Here is an 18,396-nt window from a genome sequence, read left to right on the forward strand (position 1 = left end):
ATAAAACTTAAGCTGATAAATATAAGAGTGCTTCTTATAGGTTGATCCAACTTGTGGGAAGCATCTTTTTTATGCATAAAACTACTTCTAGTAAAAACATCAAGGAGGTAAAAAGATGAAGAAAATACAAAAGCTGTTTCCTAGTATGGATGGGAATGACTTTCAAAGAGAAGAAATATTATCCTATTTTAGGTCGATTTTAACGAAAATAGATGAATTAAAGGATCCTAATAAATTAACGCTAGGAGAAATGCCCGAATACACAGAGGATTACTATAATCGTGTCATTCAAAAGGCAGATGTTCCGAAAAAGGGATTGCCAATGGAGGAAGTAATCCAAGAACTTCTAAAGTTAGTAGAAGGACACCGCTACGTCAATCGAAATTATGTAGCCAATGCAGCGCCCCTTCCGAATATTGCTAGTATTATCGGAAATTTAGTAATGGTGCTAGTCAATGGGAACAATCTTTGGGATGTGGAAGGTCCAGCAGCGGCAACAGCAGAAATCGAGATAACTAGTATGCTATCCAAACTTATCGGATACGATGAAAGCACTAGTGCAGGATACACAACTTGGGGTGGACAAGGGGCTGTTTTTAACTCTTTACGTCTTGCCATCGCTCGTTACGCCCCGTCGTCTAATCAAAATGGAGTACCGCAAAATCTCTATTGTTTCTGTTCAGAGCTTTCACACTATAGTCTGTATAAATCTGTAGAAGCAACAGGAATTGGCGTTGAAAACATGATTCGCGTGAAAGCCAATGTTGATCATTCGATGAATCTAGAAGATTTAAAAGAAAAAATGGAGCATGTTATTGCAAAAGGCGGTATTCCTCTGTATGTCCTTGCCACAATGGGAACTACTGATACTTTTGGGGTTGATGACATTAAAGGAATAAAGAGGATAGCAGAAGAATTGGAATGCACATACGGTATATGTCCAATCTACATCCATGCAGACTCTGCGATGGGAGGCATGTATACTTTCTTTAATAATTACGACTTTGAGAGCAATCCTCTCCTATTTAAAGACAACGTTAAGGAAGTATTAAAATGCTATCAACAGAAGTTTGAACATATCAAACTTGCCGATAGTATGGTCTTTGATTTCCATAAGCTTGGCCAAACACCATATATTACGAGTTTATTTATAATCAAAAACAGAGAGTATCTTAAGTATGTTGATTTAGATACAGCAGAAACGCCGTATGTTGGAAATCGCGGTTATGGTAGTTATCATACAGGATATACGCTCGAATGCTCGCGGATGGGAAGTGCTCTGACAATATATGCTTCTTTGTTAGCATTTGGAATAGAAGGTTATCAAGAGCTTTTAGCCAACTATATTCGTGTCAATATTGCATTTAGAGAGACGTTGACAAAAGAAATTTCGAACGTAGTGATTACGAATGAGGTTTCTCCGATTACAACATTCCGTTTTTATCCCGAAAAAACAAGATGGAACGAGGAAATGAAAGGAATTTTAACAATAGAAGAAATGACGGAAATCAATCAATTCAATGACGATTTTGCAGAGGTAATTGGTGCCGAACGAGATACCGTCTTCTATGGAAATACGAAAAAACAGTGTCTCGTAAAAGCTGCAAACTCAAACAAACCGATATCCGTATACGCGCATAAATTTTTTGCAATCTCGCCATACTCCACAATAGAAGAGGTAGACCGTTACGTAGGATTTCTAAAAGAACATCTAGCATTCTTTCTGAAAACGAGTAGTAATAAAAATATGATTCTAACAACAGGTTAAAGGTACGATACACTTTCAGGCTGATTACATGACTATATGTAACCAATTGTTTGTGGAAAAAATGCATATGACTCATTATCAGAAGGACTCCCAACAGTTTGCAAAACTGTTGGGAGTCCTTTTCTTCTTGTTTTCTTGACATATTGAGTGCGACAGAAAAACTTTTTATAAAGGGGAAGAACTATCTTTCGGTTAAATATTGAAATGCAAAGAGTAAAATAACTAAGTTTGAATCAAACTGTATAAAAAGGTTTTATCTTAGATTCTCTGTGAGAAAACAAGATGCGTTCAATTTATTAGTCATCCTACTAAGCAAGGAGTTAAATAACATGATATTTACTGCTCACCATAAATTAGAGGAAATCAGACAGGCGCTCAATTTCAAGTTTCTTGAACGAGAAAATGAGGTGGAAGGAATACTAGTGGCATTACTCTCTAGGCAGCATATGCTCATGATCGGGCCTGCAGGAACTGCTAAATCTGCTTTGTCGAGTGAATTATCTAAAATCATCGAAGGAACTTCCTATTTTCAATGGTTGCTGACAAAGTTTAGTACACCCGAGGAAGTATTTGGTCCATTGTCGTTAAAAGATTTAGAACAGGGCATATATAAGCGAATTACTAAAACTAAAATGCCGGAAGCGAATATTGTTTTCTTGGATGAAATATTTAAAGCGAACTCAGCTATTTTGAATAGCTTGCTGACGCTTATTAACGAAAGACTTTTCTATAATAACGGGTTACCGGATCGAGTTCCCTTGATGTCTGTAATAGGTGCTTCCAATGAGTACCCTGAGGAGGAGGAAGGACTTGAAGCACTTTTTGATCGTTTTCTCTTGCGATTTGAGATTAACCCTATAGTTGATGAAAAGAATTTTATCTCGATGCTAAAAGCAGAGGGGGAAGTTATGCATATGCCGTGTATGACAATGGAAGAGTTGATGCATCTCCAGTTCTTGACCGATAAAGTAGTTATTCCCGACGAGGTATATAAAGCCCTATCCAAGATTCGTGTGGGATTAAGAGATGAAGGAATTCATCCGTCAGATCGGAGGTTCAAGCAGTCCTTAAGCATTCTGCAAGCGAAAGCATTGATTAACCAAAGGCAAGTCGTTCAGGTGGATGATATTAAGATTCTTGAAAATGTTCTTTGGGAAAAGGTGGATCAAAAAGAGGTTGTATCACACGTTATTCGAAACAATGCACACGATGTTTTAACACAAACTCTTTATTCCTTGCAAAATGAAGCAGATGAAGTGTTCTACTCCATCCTCCACGATCAGTCGCCAGAGGCTGCAATGGAAGCGACTCAAAAAATGAAGGACCTAGTGGCCGATTTAAATAAGCTTAAAAGTCACCATTCAAGTCGAGAAGCTGATATCGATGTCTTACTGAATAAAGTAACCTTGATGCAACATGAAATTTTAAATAGAATTTTAGAACCTTCTTATTTGGATAATCTAGAGGAAAAAAGATGGTCCACGAGTATCTTTTTTAAAATGTGAAAAGGGGAGACATCTATGAATTCTTCTATAGGTTACCGAGATAATCTCTCAGTATTAAACACGGACTCATTCGATAAAAGGCGTTTCAAAGAAGTTTTGGGGATATCACCAGGTCTACAAAAGGTTAGAGGAGAAGGTGTATTGCCGTTGTTTGAACCATTATTAGGGGACATTTGGGCTTCGTTATATAAGATGAAACCTGAAATTACGGAAAGTGATGTAGATAATGTTCTGATGGTCAATAAATCACTCATGGAAAGAATTATGAAGGAACAATATTTTGTAGAATACCGGAACTTCACTCGATTAGATGATTTGTCGTCAGCTATTGCCACGGTGAAATTCGGGGAGAAAACAAACCAATGGCTAGCTGAACAAGAAGGAAGTTTTCAGAAACAGCTAAAAGAACTTCACACTATTCATAGGGAATTTCAAAAGCAAAAACGGCAAGAAAGTTCAGCAAATGAGAAAGTGATAGAAGAGAAGCTTAAAGAAGCGATGCATAATTTTAATGAAAAATTGCAATGGCTGCTTCATAGCAACAGTGACACCTTTTCCCAATCCATGGCGCAAGCGATGCAAGAAACAAAACAAGTGAAAGAGGGGTTGAAATCGTTATTGGGAGGTTATAGTGCAGGAAATGCTGATGCAGAACTGAAAAAGATTCCTTTGCGTGACCAAATCTCATTAGCTGAAAAAATTGCATCTAATAGAAAAATGAAAGAAATTGCAGAGTGGGCTGGAAGATTCAAACAAATAGCTAGCAATAAGCAAAAGCCTAAGAAATGTGATTCAATAGGAAGAAGTGGAGTTATATTAGGCAACGATGTGGAGAAATTATTACCGATAGAGTGGAGCTTATTTATGCACCTTATAACAAGGAAAGACTTTCTCCGTCGTTTTGTAGAAGGACAGACGATGCAATATGAGCAAAAAGGACACGAGGTATTGGGGAAAGGACCAATCATCCTATGTCTAGATCAATCGGGAAGTATGCAAAGGCTGGATACCCAATCCAAAGGTTTTGCGTTAGCTCTTATCTCCATTGCAAGGAGGCAAAGAAGGGATTTTTGTTTAATTTTGTTCTCTTCCACTACGCAAGTTTTAACATTTGAAAAAGGGCACATAAAAAGCTCCGACATAATCCAGTTAGCCCAAACATTCTTAGGTGGAGGCACAAACTTTGAGCTTCCTCTTGATAGCGCATTAAATGTAATTAATGAAAGCCGGTTTAAACTAGCAGACATTGTGTTTGTTACGGACGGAGAAGATGAGGTACCGAGTTCGTTCATGGAAGTATTCAATATAAAGAAAAAGGAAAAAGATTTTCATGTGCTATCTCTTGTAATAGGAAGTAGTATGGATGCGGTTCAACAATTTGCCGATAAAGTGATTCAAGTTAATGATCTTAATGAAGATGGGAGTTTTACTGCGTTTGAAATATAGATGAATGTTTCTTATTTGGCTCTTCTTTTCATTTACTTTAAAGAGAAAGAAGAGCCATCGATTATTTCAATATCTTTTCTTGTTTTTACTTCCTCCATTAATCTAAAAAGCGCCTCATCTTTCTTCTTTGCCTCAATCATACAATCAATTTGGGGTATACTGCCTTTAGTTACGTGAAGGAATTGAAAAAACATATCGATGTCCACATAATCTGCATGATGGCGAAAGGCTTTTTCATTCTTTGGGCTCGATATGTGCATTTTTATGGGGAGCGGAGAATGCTTCCATGTCTGTATCACTCTATTCCAGTGGACCTCCCAATTTGCATTTTGATGATACGCAAGATGATGATGATAATCGAAAACTAGTGGTATATCTAGTTTTTCACATAAGTAAAGTGTATCTTCTAGAGTAAAGGAAGTATCATCATTTTCGAGCATAATCATATTTTGAAGCACTTTTGGAACGTCCATCCAATTATCGACAAAACGTTCTAGTGACATTTCGGTTTCTTTGTAATTTCCACCAACATGCATAACGCAGCGATGAGTTGGATCAATCCCCATTGCCTTTAATAATAAGTAATGTAGCTTTAAAGTATTGATAGAATTTTTCAAGATATGCTTTTCTTTCGAGTTAATGAGCACAAAGTGATCCGGATGAAAATCAATTCTCATGTTATGTTTTTTTGCGAAATTCCCAATCTCCCGAAGTGTTTCTTTTAATGGCTTTAAATAATTCCAATCAAGAAGCTCTTCGTGGTTTGCTAAAGGGATTAGGTGAGAGGTTAAACGATAAAAATGGATATCAGATGCTACGTTATGTTTTAACAGTCTTAATGTGTTTTGTAAATTCGAAAGTGCGATGCGTTCTAATTTACGAATCGCGGCTTCCCGATCATCAATTTTTGTGAATTGGGTAAAAGTCATTGTTTGTGATGGAGATGCGTTTTTTAGTTCCATACTCATTGCGACATAACCAAGACGTACGATTGTCATTTATTCCACCTCGTCGATTTTATTTATTCTATTCTCCAGCGTTACCATTCCACAGATGAACTTGTAATCCGTTTAACTCCTCGAAGTGCAGCTATCTCCTCTACTAGTCTTTGCATTGCAAGGTTCTTTTGTTTGGCTTCTATCATTATGTCAAAATCCTGATTAAGCTCCTTTGCCATTTTTAAGAAGGGAAGGATAAAGTCTAAGGAAACAAAATCTGCATGGGAACGATAGGTTTGATCCGATTTTGGAGAAGAAATGTGGACTTTCGGTATTGTATTAAAGTTATTCCATGTGTTATAAATACGTTGTAGGTAAAGAGGTAGGTCATTCTCGCCGGTATTTGCCATGTGGTGATGATAATCGAGTACCATTGGAATGTTTTCTTTTTCACAAGTCATGAGTGTTTCCTTCACATCATACGTTTTATCATCATTCTCCAGTGTCATATGCTTCTTAATTTTCTTTGGTAGTTTTTTTAGATTTTGATGGAATCTATTTATGGCATTATTTTTATCCCCATAGGCACCACCGATATGAATATTTATCAACCCCGTATCAAGAGCATTCATCGCTTCAAGCATCTTATAATGATATTCCATATCTTTTACTGCATTTATAGTTACTTCTTCTTTTGGGCTCGTGAAAAGTGTAAATTGATTGGGATGAAAACTTACTCTTAGTTTAGACTGTTGGATAATACTTCCGAGCTCTTCCCATTCCGTTTTGAATGGAGTTAAGAAATCCCAACATACTTCGGGGTGGGTTGCTAACGGAACAAGTGAGCTGGAAAGTCGGTACAATTCTATTTCATGCGCGATATTGTAATACAAAATTCTTTTTGTATGCTGTAAATTTTGTGCAGTTATAGATTTCAACTTTTCCATTCGTTCATTTTTAGGAAGCGTAGAATACCGAGCAAAAGTTACAGTTTTTGAAGGACTTGCATCCCATAAGCCTAAAGCATTTGCTACATAGCCGAACCGAATCTTCATCTAGTTTCCCCTTTATTTATTGCTTCAGCAGATTTTTTCAGAGCATTTTATAGCTTATCTTATCATCCGCAAAATCTATTCATGTATACGTCAAATAAGGAGAAGATGGTGGTAATTCTGCGTTTCTCCATTCTATTTACAAGCTGATGGAGACTTTTTGTGTTCTTTCCAAATATACCCAAACAGTCAAAGTGGAACTTTTATCAGCTGAGCTGATTTTGTGTCTAAATTATGTATTAGGATACTGGTAGAGTGTAAAAAAAACTTGAATTATAGCAATTTTTTTTGTTATAGTTAAAAACAGACCGGTTGGTATGGTGGAGGTGTGCTACGGGAATGGATACAAAATCGCTGATAATAGACGTCGCGACAAATCTTTTTCAACAAAAAGGATATAAAGGAGTGGGACTAAATGAAATTATTAAAGCGTGTAATATTTCAAAAGGTTCGCTTTATCATCACTTTCCAAATGGAAAAGAAGAATTACTCATTGCTTGTCTTCAATTGTTGAATGAAGAGATTACAAAGGATATTGTAGAGATTTTCGAACGATATCCGACTACACGTGAAGCCGCAGAAGCAATGATTTCAAAATTAGTGGAAAATTTTGAGGCGGAGGGAACCCTTACTGGATATACATTTAGCAGTATTGTGAGTGAAATGGCTTCGTTAAGTGAGCCAGTACGAAATGCATGTGCTCAGTTGTATCAAAAGATACAAGCTATTTATATGGAAAAGTTATTAGCAGATGGATTTACAAAGGATAAAGCTAATGCTATTGCACTTATGATGACAGCTTCCATTGAAGGGGCCATGCTTCTTTGCCTGACTCAAAAAGAGGCAGAACCGCTTAAGATTATTTCACAGTTATTACCCAAAATGCTTTAGAGGAGATTTATTAAGTGAAGAAAGAAATAAAAACTGGCCCTATAATGACAGCTCTATTAGTTGCTGGCTTTGTAGGACTTTTTAGTGAAACGGCACTAAATATTGCTTTGGGGGACTTGGGTAATATTTTCGAAGTTGGACCAACAACAGTTCAATGGTTGGCAACAGGTTACTTTTTAACGCTAGGTATTTTAATACCAGTTACAGGTATTCTTATGCAAAAGTTCACAACAAGGCAAATGTTTTTAACTTCTATTATCCTAACTATTTTAGGTACAGTTTTAGCTGCATTAGCGCCTTCATTTGGTTTTTTATTGGCGGGCCGTATTATCCAAGCGGCAGGGCTAGCTATTAACTTACCGTTAACGCAAAATGTCATTTTCACTATTTTCCCTCCAAATCGACGTGGAGCGGCTATGGGGATTATGGGATTAGTTATGTTAGCTGGACCAGCTTTAGGTCCGACAATAGCTGGACTTATATTAGATACATTATCGTGGGATTGGATTTTCTGGGCTCAAGTACCGTTCCTATTACTGTCACTTATTATCGGAGTCTTTTATGTACCGAATGTGAATGAAGTACGTAAAATTTCCATTGACCTATTATCCGTCATTCTTTCAACGATTGGATTTGGTGGGATCGTGTACGGATTCAGTGTATCCGGTGATAATGGATGGACTAGTTCAATAGTTATCGGATCAATTGTTATTGGTTTAATAGGAGTTATTTTATTCTCTATGCGTCAAATGAAAATGGAGCAGCCAATGATGAATTTAAGAGCGTTTAAGTATCCTCTTTTTGTTCTTGGTGTATTTATGAGTTTTATAACATTTTTTAATATGCTTTCTATGCTAGTAATTTTACCGATGTATATGCAGATGGCTTTATTAATTGCGGCATTTACAACTGGGCTCGTACTTCTGCCTGGTAGCTTACTTAACTGTATTTTAGCACCTATAATAGGTGGGTTATTTGACAAATATGGTCCAAGAGCAATTATCACTCCTGGTACAATTTTAGTAATTATTGCTTATGCACTTTATGCACAATTAGGGACAGATGCGGCTCTATGGGTTGTTATCGTTATCCATATTATCATGATGCTAGGGATCGGTGCTGTACTTGCTTCTACACAAACAAATACACTAAATTCTTTGCCGAAACGATACTATCCAGATGGGATCGCTATCACGCAAACCATCCAACAAGTAGCAGGTGCGGTTGGGATTGCAGTAATGGTTTCACTGTTATCTGCTAAACAAAATAGTTATCTAGCAATAGTTAACGATCGTTTACCGGAGGCTGTAGCATCTGGCTCATCCTTTGTATTTACGATAGGTTTAGTATTTGCAGTGATCAATTTTATATTGTCATTGTTTATGAAAAAACCAGTAGATGTACATTAATTATTAAAAAAGAAGTCATGACTGAATGTCATGACTTCTTTTTTTTGAAAGTATTAAACCCATTTTGTAGTGATCACTTTTTTTCTTGTGTAAAATTGTAATCCATCTTTTCCGTTGGCATGTAGATCTCCGTAGAAGGAATCCTTCCATCCAGAGAATGGGAAGAAAGCCATCGGAGCGGGAACGCCAATATTTACACCTAACATACCTGCATCGATTGTTTCGCGGAACTTGCGAACACTTCCACCATCTTTTGTAAAGATACAAGCACCATTCGCAAAACGTGATTGGTTACTTAAGTCAATTGCCTCTTCCAGGTTTTTTACTCTGGAAATCGACAATACTGGCGCGAAAATTTCCTCCTGCCATATTTTCATTTCTGAAGTTACATTATCAAAGATAGTAGGTCCTACAAAATATCCCTCTTGTTTGGCAGCTTCGTCTAGACGACCATCACGGACAAGTTTAGCTCCTTCTTTTTCGCCACTTTCGATAAAGTCAAGTGTACGCGTTTTATGATTATCACGGATGACAGGACCAAGGAAAATCCCTTCATCTAATCCGTTTCCAATTTGAATTTGGTTCGCTTTTTCTGTAAGTAATGTAATAAACTCATCGGCTATTGAATCTTCTACCGCAACTACAGAAGCAGCCATGCAACGTTCTCCAGCAGACCCAAATGCAGCATTCATAATTTGTGTTGTCGCATTTTCCAAATTTGCATCGCTTAAAACGATGGAATGATTTTTCGCTCCTGCTAGGGCCTGAACACGTTTTAGGTTACTTGTGCCTCGTTTGTAGACATAATCGGCAACAGGTTGAGAACCAACAAAAGAAATGGCTGCTGTTTGTTTGTGATCCAATAAACTATTTACAACATCATGTGCTCCGTGCACAATATTAAATACGCCAGCTGGTAAACCTGCTTCTTCCAGTAGCTCTGCCAAGCGATTTGCAAGTAATGGTGTGCGCTCTGAGGGCTTCATAACAAATGTATTTCCAGTAGCAATAGCCATTGGGAACATCCAGCAAGGTACCATCATTGGAAAGTTAAATGGTGTAATTCCTGCAATAACGCCAATTGGATAGCGGTATACGCCCGATTCTAAATCTGTGGCAATCGATGGAAGTGATTCACCCATCATTAGTGTTGGGGCACCTGCAGCAAATTCCACATTTTCAATTCCGCGTTGCACTTCTCCGTATGCTTCTGTAAAGTTTTTACCGTTCTCTATAGTGATCAATTTTGCCAGTTCATCATGATTGTCTACCAATAATTGCTGATACTTAAATAGAATACGAGCCCGTTTTGGAACAGGGACGTCTTTCCAAGTTTCAAATGCTTCTGCGGCAACCTCAATTGCATGGTCTGTATCTTTTGTAGTTGAAATTGGAACATGTGCGATTATTTCACCTGTCGCTGGATTATAGACTTCAAGTGATTGATCTGTATCTGCCTCTATCCATTTACCACCTACATAGTTTTTTAGTGTTTTTAATGTTGTTTGTGTCAATGAAAAAACCTCCTGATGAATCTCTTATTTTTATTTTGTTACCATACTTTCTGAGCTGAATTGATAGTCAAAGCACACTTCATAAAGTTCTTCTATTTCTTGTTTCGTAGGTACTTTTGGATTGTTATTTGGACTCCCACTTGTAAGTGCATCTTCTGCCATTTTGCTAATTGCATTTTTAAATGCCTCTGGTTGGATTCCCCATCCTTTTAAATTAGGAATCTCTAATTCTTGGCAAAGCTTTTTGACTTCATATACAGTTAGTTCAGCAGCCTCTTTAGTGGAAAGATTACCACAGTCAGGCTTAAACAATCTAGCTAAATCAGCTAAGCGTTCAATACAGGCATCTAAACTGAATTCAAGAACAGCAGGCAGTAGCATTGCATTAGATATACCGTGCGGGACATGAAATAATGCACCGATTGGTCTAGACATCCCATGAACAAGACAAACGGATGCATTGGTAAAAGCCATACCAGCTTGTAGCGATCCTAGCGACATTGCTTCTCTTGCATCGATGTTTTTTCCATCCTCATAAGCAATTTTTAAGCTTTGTACTATTTTTTCTATAGCGGAGAGGGCAAGCATATCTGTCATTGGCTGTGCTTTTATAGATAAGTATGCCTCTATTGCATGACTTAGTGCATCCACACCTGTGGCTGCTGTAACACCCTTTGGTGAAGAAAGTGTCAATAATGGATCGACAATCGCAACTTCCGGCATAAATGCTGGTTGTTTAATCATCATCTTTACATCATTGGACGTGTTCGTAATAATGGTTGCATCTGTTGCTTCTGAACCAGTTCCGGCAGTTGTCGGAATAGAAATATGAGGGATTGGCTGCTTATCAGCAAGTTTTTTTCCACCCATATAGTCTCCTATGTAACCACCATTAGTTGCTAACACTGAAATTGCCTTTGCAGTATCAATACAGCTTCCTCCGCCAAGGGAAATGATTACATCGCAGTTTTCCTTATCAAATATTTCAAGTGATTCTGCTACATACACATCGGTTGGTTCGGAATCAACTCCAGTGTAAAAAGCACTTTCAACTTTCCAATTTAAAAGCAATTTTCTACATTCCTCTATATAGCCTAAACTTTCCATCACTTTATCACTGATGATTAAAGCTTTTTTTCCTTTGGCTGACGTTTCCTCACCGACTTTTTCAAAGGCTTTTCGACCATAATGAATTGTTTGAGGGGTACGAAAAACAACAGGTTGATCCAATTAAATTACCTCCCTTTCTTTTCATATATAACTATGCAAGAACCATGCCAAGTTATAAACGCCAGTATGAGAAGTCCTCCAATAAAAAAAGTGTAGCTAGTATGCTACACTTTTGTAGAAGGTGTTGCTTTTAAACTACAATAATCGATTACTGCAAGCCGTGTTTCTTCAACTTTTTGTATAAAGTCGTACGATGGATTCCTAGTCTATCGGCTGCTTTTGATTTATTTCCTCCCGAATCCTTCATTGCTTGTATGATTATTTCCTTTTCTTTATTATCGTCCTCCTCTTTCAATTGATTGATTGGTGAAAGAGAAGGGATAGAGGAAAAATGCTGACCTTTAATATAATTAGGGAGATGGTGTGAATCAATAACATTTCCATCTGTTAAGATGACTACCTTTTCAATAATATTAGCTAGTTCTCGTATGTTTCCATACCACTCATAATTCATTAAAGAGGAAATTGCATTCTCTGTAATTTCTTTTTCCGCCATCTCATATTTCTTACAGATGTCTGTCAAGAAATGAGCGATTAGAATGGGAATATCCTCCGATCTCTTTCTGAGTGGTGGGATAGCAAGTTCAATCACATTTATTCGATAATATAAATCCTCTCGAAAAGTACCTGACTGAACCATTTCCTTTAAATTTCGATTCGTTGCTGCAACAACTCTCGCCTTTAATTGGATTGGTTTAATTCCTCCAACTCGTTCAAACACTTTTTCCTGTAAGACACGAAGCAATTTTGTTTGCATCATTTGGGGCATTTCACCAATCTCATCTAAAAATATCGTGCCAGATTCCGCTAATTCAAGTTTACCGGGTTTACCACCTTTTTTTGCACCGGTAAAAGCACCTTCTTCATAGCCAAATAACTCTGATTCAAATAGATGGTCAGGAATTGCCCCGCAATTTACACTTATAAAAGGACCTTGGGTATAGTGACTAAGATCATGAATACTATGTGCAAACATTTCCTTCCCTGTCCCGCTTTCCCCTGAAATTAAAACGGTTGCTTCTGTTTTAGCCACTTTTCTCGTCATACGTTTGAGATTGGCAATAGCATCACTTGTACCAATGATTCGATCTAAAGTTGAGTTACTTACTTTTGTATTTTCAACAAGCTTTTGACTATTAATTTTTCCGGTCTGTGCCGTCTTTTCGAGAAAACGTTCATAAATACGATAAAGTTCTGTCACCCCTTCAAAAATCAACATACCAACAGCTCCAACCAACACTCCTTCTTTCCATAATGGAATACGGTGAACGACCATTGGTTGGCCTTGAATATATTGAATGACACCTCGTTCAGAAATTCCAGTCTTTACTGTATGATGAAGATTTGTATTGTCGATAACTTCGGAAACAGGACGACCAATTGCGTCTTTTTTATCTACACTTATAAATCGACTGTAAGCATCATTAAACTCTACTATAATTCCGTTCTTATCAACAACAGTTACTCCTTCGTAGGCACTGTTTAAAATGATTTCTAATATGTCCGTAGTATGTAAGTCTGGAGTTTTTCCTGCTAGTTTTCCTTGTCGCAAATTCTCACCCCGTATCATTATATCGAAAGACTAATCTTCTATTAGTATACCTGTTTTTTAAGAACATAGAATAGTCAGATTGGTTTTTGAATAAGAGAATACGTGAAATAATCTGAAAATTATTATATAATGATGAATCTATTATGTGTATCATGTAAATATGGAGTTAGATTCATCAACAAACTCCCCAAGCAAATAAATAAGTTTAAGAATAATAGGAGGGATATGCGTGAAAACTTATAGCTATTTTTGCTCTACTCAAATCGAAATGGGAATCGGAAAAGCTAAACAACTACCAGAAATGCTGCAATCGCTTGAAATCGGCTCATCTATTTTATTAGTAAGTGATCCTGGTGTAGTCCGTGCAGGCTTGGTTGCACCTATAAAAACTGCCCTAGAGACGGCTGGTTATCGTACATTATTATTTGACTCCATTGAACAAAACCCTCGAGATACAGATTGTTTGGAAGGGGCCAAAATATTTCACGACTTTACTGCAGACGCTGTAGTAGCTATTGGCGGTGGAAGTGCGATGGATACTGGGAAAACTATTGCTCTATGTGGACCAAATGGTGGAACTCCATCTGATTATGCGGATGGTTTACGTGCTTACACGAATATTGCTCCCATTATTTGTATTCCAACTACAGCTGGAACAGGCTCAGAAGTGACTCGATCGGCTGTTATTACCGAGAAATCAACACATCGAAAGATGACACTCAAAAATGCTTCCTTGAGACCGATCCTAGCTGTACTTGATCCTTCCTTAACATTCAGCGTTCCATCAGCTGTTACCGCTGCAACTGGTGTGGATGCATTAGTTCACGCTATTGAAGGGTATACATGTAAAGTAACTAATCCCATTTCGCAAGCCCTAGGCGCTAAAGCGATGGAAACGATTGTTTCTGCGTTGCCTATTGCTTTTCGTGATGGACAAAATGAAAAGGCTCGTCATGACATGTTAGAAGGCAGCTTACTTGCTGGTTTATGTTTTGGTTCTGCGGATGTCGCAGCAGTTCATTGTTTAGCAGAAGCACTGGGTGGGCTTTACGATACTCCTCATGGTGTTGCAAATGCAGTGTTCTTACCACATGTATTACGTTTCAATGCAGAAGAAGACAAGCAAATGCATGCAACATTGGCACGTTATATGAAATTTGCAAATGATTCGGACACAGAGGATATGGCTGTTGAAAAGCTAATAGAAGGGATTACGTCCTTTACAGATCAACTCAAAATCCCTAAGTTAAAAGATTTACCGGGTGTACAGGAAAAAGATTTCCCACGCATTGTGGAGTTAGCAATGCAGAACAATTCGACCCCAAGCAATGTTCGTTCCGTTACATCTGCTGATTATTTAAAGATTCTGGAGAATGCTTACTATAATGTGCACAGTAACTTTAAAGAAGTAAGTAGATAAACAAGCTATAACCACTTCTCGAAATTAGAGGGGTGGTTATTTTCGTAGATTAAGAGTGAAAAAGGTAACAAAAACCGATGCTTCTATGCATTTCAAAAGACCTTTAGATTAAAGGGAGAAAATGACTTATGAAGCAATTGTAAGATATTAGCTGGATTTCAATTGTTCAGGTCAAGGAATTATGCTAATTATTAGAATATGAAGTAAATAGAATATACTCATGCATTTATTTCTTTAAGGAGTGCTGTCATGTGGAAAAATTATAGTTTAATAGTATGGCTCGTAATCATTGGCTTAGTAATGGGAGGTTGTCAAATGGGAAAGGGAAGTGAAAGGGATATAAAACCTTCAGAAATGAAGGCGGAGGATTTGCCGGATGTCCGGGCACTACAAGACGAATTTACGCGTAGTTTCATCGAGTCCACTGAAGAGGTGGAGCCAGGATATTATTCTTTCCTTTCGGGGACGAAGCAGTATCGAATGCTATTTCCAAAAGAAGGAGTAATTCATCAAGGGTATGGGGTGAAAGAAGATCAATTTGAAGGCTTTTTAATGAGTACTATAAATGACAATGGAACCGATTCCCAAATTAAGATCAACTATTATGCCTATGCGACTATAGAAAGCGTTGAAGGTGGATTGGAAATGTTGGAAGGGAGTGTTGGACAAAAGCTGGAGTTTGAAAAAGTGAAAGCTGAAACTTCAGAGCTATACTATGCGCCATTCCAATTTGATTCAGATACATTCGGCATAGCAGCATTGGTCGCAAGTCTAAAAGAGAACGGTGTGATTCAAATTGTATATGATACGCAATGTAAGAAGGATCAAAATGAGTGTAAGCAGATAAAAGAAGAAGAAGTGGATAAGATGATCCACTGGGCCGAATCGATTGAGTTCGTAGATAAAGAAATCAAATAAAAGCGTTGATGGACTAGTTGAATTGAGGACATTTCGATAATCTTCGGGGCAACCAACTTTATTGAAAGGAAACTTTATCTTAATTTTACCAGATAAAAGGGCTTCACTTTACTTCAGATTACAAGTGTAGTCTGCTAGTAAAGCTAGGTAAGTTGATGGTGTAATATCTACTTCAATAAGGAGTGCTGACATGTGGAAAAACCATAAACCATTATTATTTATGGTAGGCATTAGTTTAGTGCTGGGAGGTTGTCAAATAGCAAAGGAAAAAAAAACTTCAAAAATGCAGGAGCTCGATTTGCCAGATGTCCGAGCGCTACAGGATGAATTTACACGAGGTTTCATCGAGTCTACTGAAGAAGTGGAAAAAGGATATTATTCTTTCCTTTCGGGGACGAAGCGTTACCGGATGCTATTTCCAAAAGAAGGAGTGATTCACCAAGGGTATGGAATAAGAGACGACCAATTTGAAGGTTTTTTAATGAGTACTCTAAATGACAATGGAACTGATTCTCAGATTAAGATCAATTATTATACTAATGAGTCGACTGAAAACGCCCCAGTAGTCCTGGAAATCTTAGAAGGGCGTGTCGATCAGAAGCTAGAGTTCGAAAAAATTACTTCTGAATCTTCGGAAGTCTACTATGCGCCAATTGAATTCGAACCCGATGTGTTCGGTATAGCTGCATTGGTCGTAAGTTTAAATGGTGAAGGTTCGGTCCAAATCGTTTATGACACGCAATGTAAGAACGATAAAAATGAGTGTCAGCAGATAAAAGAAGAAGAAATAGAGAAAATGATCCATTGGGCCAGGTCCTTTGAGTTCGTAGATCAAGAAGTCCAATGAAAGAGGTGATGACAAATGGAAAATGATATCTTAAATTCTGATATTCTCCGGCTACGTTTAATTGATCTAGAGTACAAAGGTCTGAAAAATGAAGACTTTGAAAAGGAAATCAGAAGGATTTATTTTGAAGAAACTGGTCACGAATTGAAAGCGGATATCGAAATATTAAAATCGAGCGATGCGAAAAGCATAAAAGGCGATGAATCTGGCTATGACGGTACTGCTGTTTATTTCAAGACGGAAGGCAAGGATAATGACCAATTATATATCCTTTCCCAAGGCAGTCAGCAGGCGAAGGATTGGGAGTACAATATGAATGCAATGTTGGCAGGGCAAGATGCATCACAGACTTATGCCACATATAACTTCGTCAAAGATGCAAAGGAGCACTTTAACGTCAATGATACAGCAAATCAGACAGATATTATCGGAATGTCCCATTCGCTTGCCCACAATAATAATGCATCAACACAATTGATCTACAATGTGTTTGATAGAGTCTACAGTGTGAACGGAGCCCAGACAAATTATTATCAGCTTTATTCAGCAAACGCAGAGTTTCGTCAAGAAGTGAATAAGCAATTTTCCTTAAATCGAAATGATTATTTAGCTATTTATAAACTAGATCCAGCACAATTGCGGAATTTCACAGAAGAGTATTATGAGAAGAAAGGAAATACAAAAGGCATTTACCAGCTCATTTCAACAGATGATCCTTTATATGGCATCAGTGGGGCAAGAGGTTTCTTTCCTGTAGGAACTGTTGAAATGATTGATACAAATACAGAAAGACCAGGAATCCGTGACATATTCGATCAGCTACCCGATTCAGAAGTAGCACATTTGCAACAGCTTGCCATCACGTATACGGTAGCAGAGAAAGCAGGCAGCGCAAATGGCCTTAAGGAACTGACAGGATTAGACATATCGATATTTGAAGGGGCAAAGGGGAACTGGGATTATGCAAAGTTGTACATGACAAAAGGCGATGAAATCAATGCGATGATCGCAGACATGAATACAAAAGTTCCCCCGCTGATAGATTCCATCAAAAAAATGACAAGTAATAGTGATGTCATTTTTAGTCACTTTGTCGATGCAGGATATTTGAGTGAAGCTGATAAAGATATTGTCGTCAAGGAATTGACGAATATTGAAGGGCTTTTGGAAGAAATGAAGTCCCTCATCCAGACGAATAACTCCATCCGGGAATCCCAATACGATGGGAACTATTCGGGTAGTAATCCATTCATGACGGTCCTCGGTGCAGATATCGGCTCGCTAATCCGTCTATTGAATTTGAAAGATTCATTTACGGAGAGCTTCGAAAAGCTACAACATATATTAGGACCTATGCTTGCAGAAATCGGAGATAGTCATTCCATTCTCGAAATGCTAAATGCACTGGGACTCCAATCCGGTCGTGCTTATTCAGGGAGTGATCTTATTTTAGTGAAAGGGAGCGGAGCTGATAAAATCAAGGTAAATATTTCTGCAGCAGTTCGTATGTATCAGCAGGGCAACGAATCATTGGAAGTAAAAAACCGCCATGTAGAGGCGCTTATAGCAGCATTGGATGCCGAATTGGTAGACGGGTTTATGCTAGAGCGGACAAAAGTCGTAAGTCGGATCAATGAGATTGAAAGTAATCCATCTTCCTATGCCGACCATATCAATGCATGTGTTGCTCCTTCAGGAAATAAAGCAGAGGTCGTAGGGGCCAATGTCCATGAATATTTACCGCCTTTAAGTGGTATTCAGTTCGACGGCATTCAATCGATTTTACAAACAGAAATTACGAATGCGAAAACATTTCTAACTACGTCGAGAACAGCAATCGAAACCCTGTTTGATAAGGATGAATTTGTTGCAGCGCTGTTCGACTATGTTCCAGGAGGTTAAAAAG

14 protein-coding genes are annotated in these 18,396 nt (G+C 37.8%); 9 read left to right on the top strand and 5 right to left on the bottom strand.

The window, feature by feature from the left end:
* Nucleotides 1-115 precede the first annotated feature (115 nt).
* From FG382_RS15680 to FG382_RS15690, 3 genes are all read left to right on the top strand, one after another.
* Entirely contained in the window at nt 116-1,768 is a 1,653-nt protein-coding gene (locus tag FG382_RS15680; protein WP_142539831.1) for a pyridoxal phosphate-dependent decarboxylase family protein, read from the top strand.
* Between the two features lie 329 nt (nt 1,769-2,097).
* Nucleotides 2,098-3,273, top strand: coding sequence for an AAA family ATPase (locus FG382_RS15685; protein ID WP_142539832.1), 1,176 nt, complete (start codon nt 2,098-2,100; stop codon nt 3,271-3,273).
* 15 nt (nt 3,274-3,288) lie between these two features.
* A complete protein-coding gene (locus FG382_RS15690; protein WP_142539833.1) occupies nt 3,289-4,719 on the top strand; it encodes a VWA domain-containing protein in 1,431 nt (476 codons plus the stop codon).
* A gap of 32 nt (nt 4,720-4,751) precedes the next feature.
* Here FG382_RS15690 and uvsE (FG382_RS15695) read toward each other — a convergent pair whose 3' ends face one another.
* Nucleotides 4,752-5,717 carry a UV DNA damage repair endonuclease UvsE gene (gene uvsE / locus FG382_RS15695; protein WP_142539834.1) on the bottom strand — a complete coding sequence of 322 codons (966 nt, stop codon included), beginning with the start codon at nt 5,715-5,717 and terminating at the stop codon, nt 4,752-4,754.
* 41 nt (nt 5,718-5,758) lie between these two features.
* Nucleotides 5,759-6,712, bottom strand: a complete 954-nt coding sequence (gene uvsE, locus FG382_RS15700) for a UV DNA damage repair endonuclease UvsE (RefSeq protein ID WP_142539835.1) — start codon at nt 6,710-6,712, stop codon at nt 5,759-5,761.
* A gap of 336 nt (nt 6,713-7,048) precedes the next feature.
* Here uvsE (FG382_RS15700) and FG382_RS15705 point away from each other — a divergent pair, with 336 nt between their 5' ends.
* Both FG382_RS15705 and FG382_RS15710 read left to right on the top strand, forming a co-directional pair.
* Nucleotides 7,049-7,600 carry a TetR/AcrR family transcriptional regulator gene (locus FG382_RS15705; protein ID WP_142539836.1) on the top strand — a complete coding sequence of 184 codons (552 nt, stop codon included), beginning with the start codon at nt 7,049-7,051 and terminating at the stop codon, nt 7,598-7,600.
* Nucleotides 7,601-7,644: 44 nt separating this feature from the next.
* Nucleotides 7,645-9,009 (top strand): DHA2 family efflux MFS transporter permease subunit, encoded by a 1,365-nt coding sequence (locus FG382_RS15710; RefSeq protein WP_142539937.1) that lies wholly within the window; start codon nt 7,645-7,647, stop codon nt 9,007-9,009.
* Nucleotides 9,010-9,062: 53 nt separating this feature from the next.
* On the opposite strand, the gene FG382_RS15715 is transcribed toward FG382_RS15710, so the two are convergent.
* From FG382_RS15715 to FG382_RS15725, 3 genes are all read right to left on the bottom strand, one after another.
* Nucleotides 9,063-10,523: a CoA-acylating methylmalonate-semialdehyde dehydrogenase gene (locus FG382_RS15715; RefSeq protein ID WP_142539837.1), complete on the bottom strand. Its 1,461-nt coding sequence runs from the start codon at nt 10,521-10,523 to the stop codon at nt 9,063-9,065.
* 30 nt (nt 10,524-10,553) lie between these two features.
* Nucleotides 10,554-11,753 carry an iron-containing alcohol dehydrogenase gene (locus tag FG382_RS15720; protein WP_142539838.1) on the bottom strand — a complete coding sequence of 400 codons (1,200 nt, stop codon included), beginning with the start codon at nt 11,751-11,753 and terminating at the stop codon, nt 10,554-10,556.
* Nucleotides 11,754-11,901: 148 nt separating this feature from the next.
* The gene (locus FG382_RS15725; RefSeq protein WP_142539839.1) at nt 11,902-13,323 is read right to left on the bottom strand and encodes a sigma-54 interaction domain-containing protein; all 1,422 of its coding nucleotides are present in this window, start codon (nt 13,321-13,323) and stop codon (nt 11,902-11,904) included.
* A gap of 211 nt (nt 13,324-13,534) precedes the next feature.
* On the opposite strand from FG382_RS15725, the gene FG382_RS15730 reads away from it, so the two are divergent.
* From FG382_RS15730 to FG382_RS15745, 4 genes are all read left to right on the top strand, one after another.
* Entirely contained in the window at nt 13,535-14,725 is a 1,191-nt protein-coding gene (locus tag FG382_RS15730; RefSeq protein ID WP_142539840.1) for an iron-containing alcohol dehydrogenase, read from the top strand.
* Between the two features lie 249 nt (nt 14,726-14,974).
* Complete coding sequence (locus tag FG382_RS15735) at nt 14,975-15,643, top strand: hypothetical protein (protein WP_142539841.1); 669 nt, start codon at nt 14,975-14,977, stop codon at nt 15,641-15,643.
* Between the two features lie 190 nt (nt 15,644-15,833).
* Nucleotides 15,834-16,490, top strand: a complete 657-nt coding sequence (locus FG382_RS15740) for a hypothetical protein (protein WP_142539842.1) — start codon at nt 15,834-15,836, stop codon at nt 16,488-16,490.
* A gap of 15 nt (nt 16,491-16,505) precedes the next feature.
* Nucleotides 16,506-18,392: a DUF6792 domain-containing protein gene (locus tag FG382_RS15745; protein ID WP_142539843.1), complete on the top strand. Its 1,887-nt coding sequence runs from the start codon at nt 16,506-16,508 to the stop codon at nt 18,390-18,392.
* Nucleotides 18,393-18,396 lie beyond the last annotated feature (4 nt).

It is taken from the genome of Psychrobacillus lasiicapitis, from assembly GCF_006861795.1.
GTDB lineage: Bacteria > Bacillota > Bacilli > Bacillales_A > Planococcaceae > Psychrobacillus > Psychrobacillus lasiicapitis.

Bases quoted from the DNA above. Each gene is read 5' to 3' on its own strand.
- FG382_RS15680 (WP_142539831.1), top strand. From the start codon at position 116: ATGAAGAAAATACAAAAGCTGTTTCCTAGTATGGATGGGAATGACTTT.
- FG382_RS15685 (WP_142539832.1), top strand. From the start codon at position 2,098: ATGATATTTACTGCTCACCATAAATTAGAGGAAATCAGACAGGCGCTC.
- FG382_RS15690 (WP_142539833.1), top strand. From the start codon at position 3,289: ATGAATTCTTCTATAGGTTACCGAGATAATCTCTCAGTATTAAACACG.
- uvsE (WP_142539834.1), bottom strand. From the start codon at position 5,717: ATGACAATCGTACGTCTTGGTTATGTCGCAATGAGTATGGAACTAAAA.
- uvsE (WP_142539835.1), bottom strand. From the start codon at position 6,712: ATGAAGATTCGGTTCGGCTATGTAGCAAATGCTTTAGGCTTATGGGAT.
- FG382_RS15705 (WP_142539836.1), top strand. From the start codon at position 7,049: ATGGATACAAAATCGCTGATAATAGACGTCGCGACAAATCTTTTTCAA.
- FG382_RS15710 (WP_142539937.1), top strand. From the start codon at position 7,645: ATGACAGCTCTATTAGTTGCTGGCTTTGTAGGACTTTTTAGTGAAACG.
- FG382_RS15725 (WP_142539839.1), bottom strand. From the start codon at position 13,323: ATGATACGGGGTGAGAATTTGCGACAAGGAAAACTAGCAGGAAAAACT.
- FG382_RS15735 (WP_142539841.1), top strand. From the start codon at position 14,975: ATGTGGAAAAATTATAGTTTAATAGTATGGCTCGTAATCATTGGCTTA.
- FG382_RS15740 (WP_142539842.1), top strand. From the start codon at position 15,834: ATGTGGAAAAACCATAAACCATTATTATTTATGGTAGGCATTAGTTTA.
- FG382_RS15745 (WP_142539843.1), top strand. From the start codon at position 16,506: ATGGAAAATGATATCTTAAATTCTGATATTCTCCGGCTACGTTTAATT.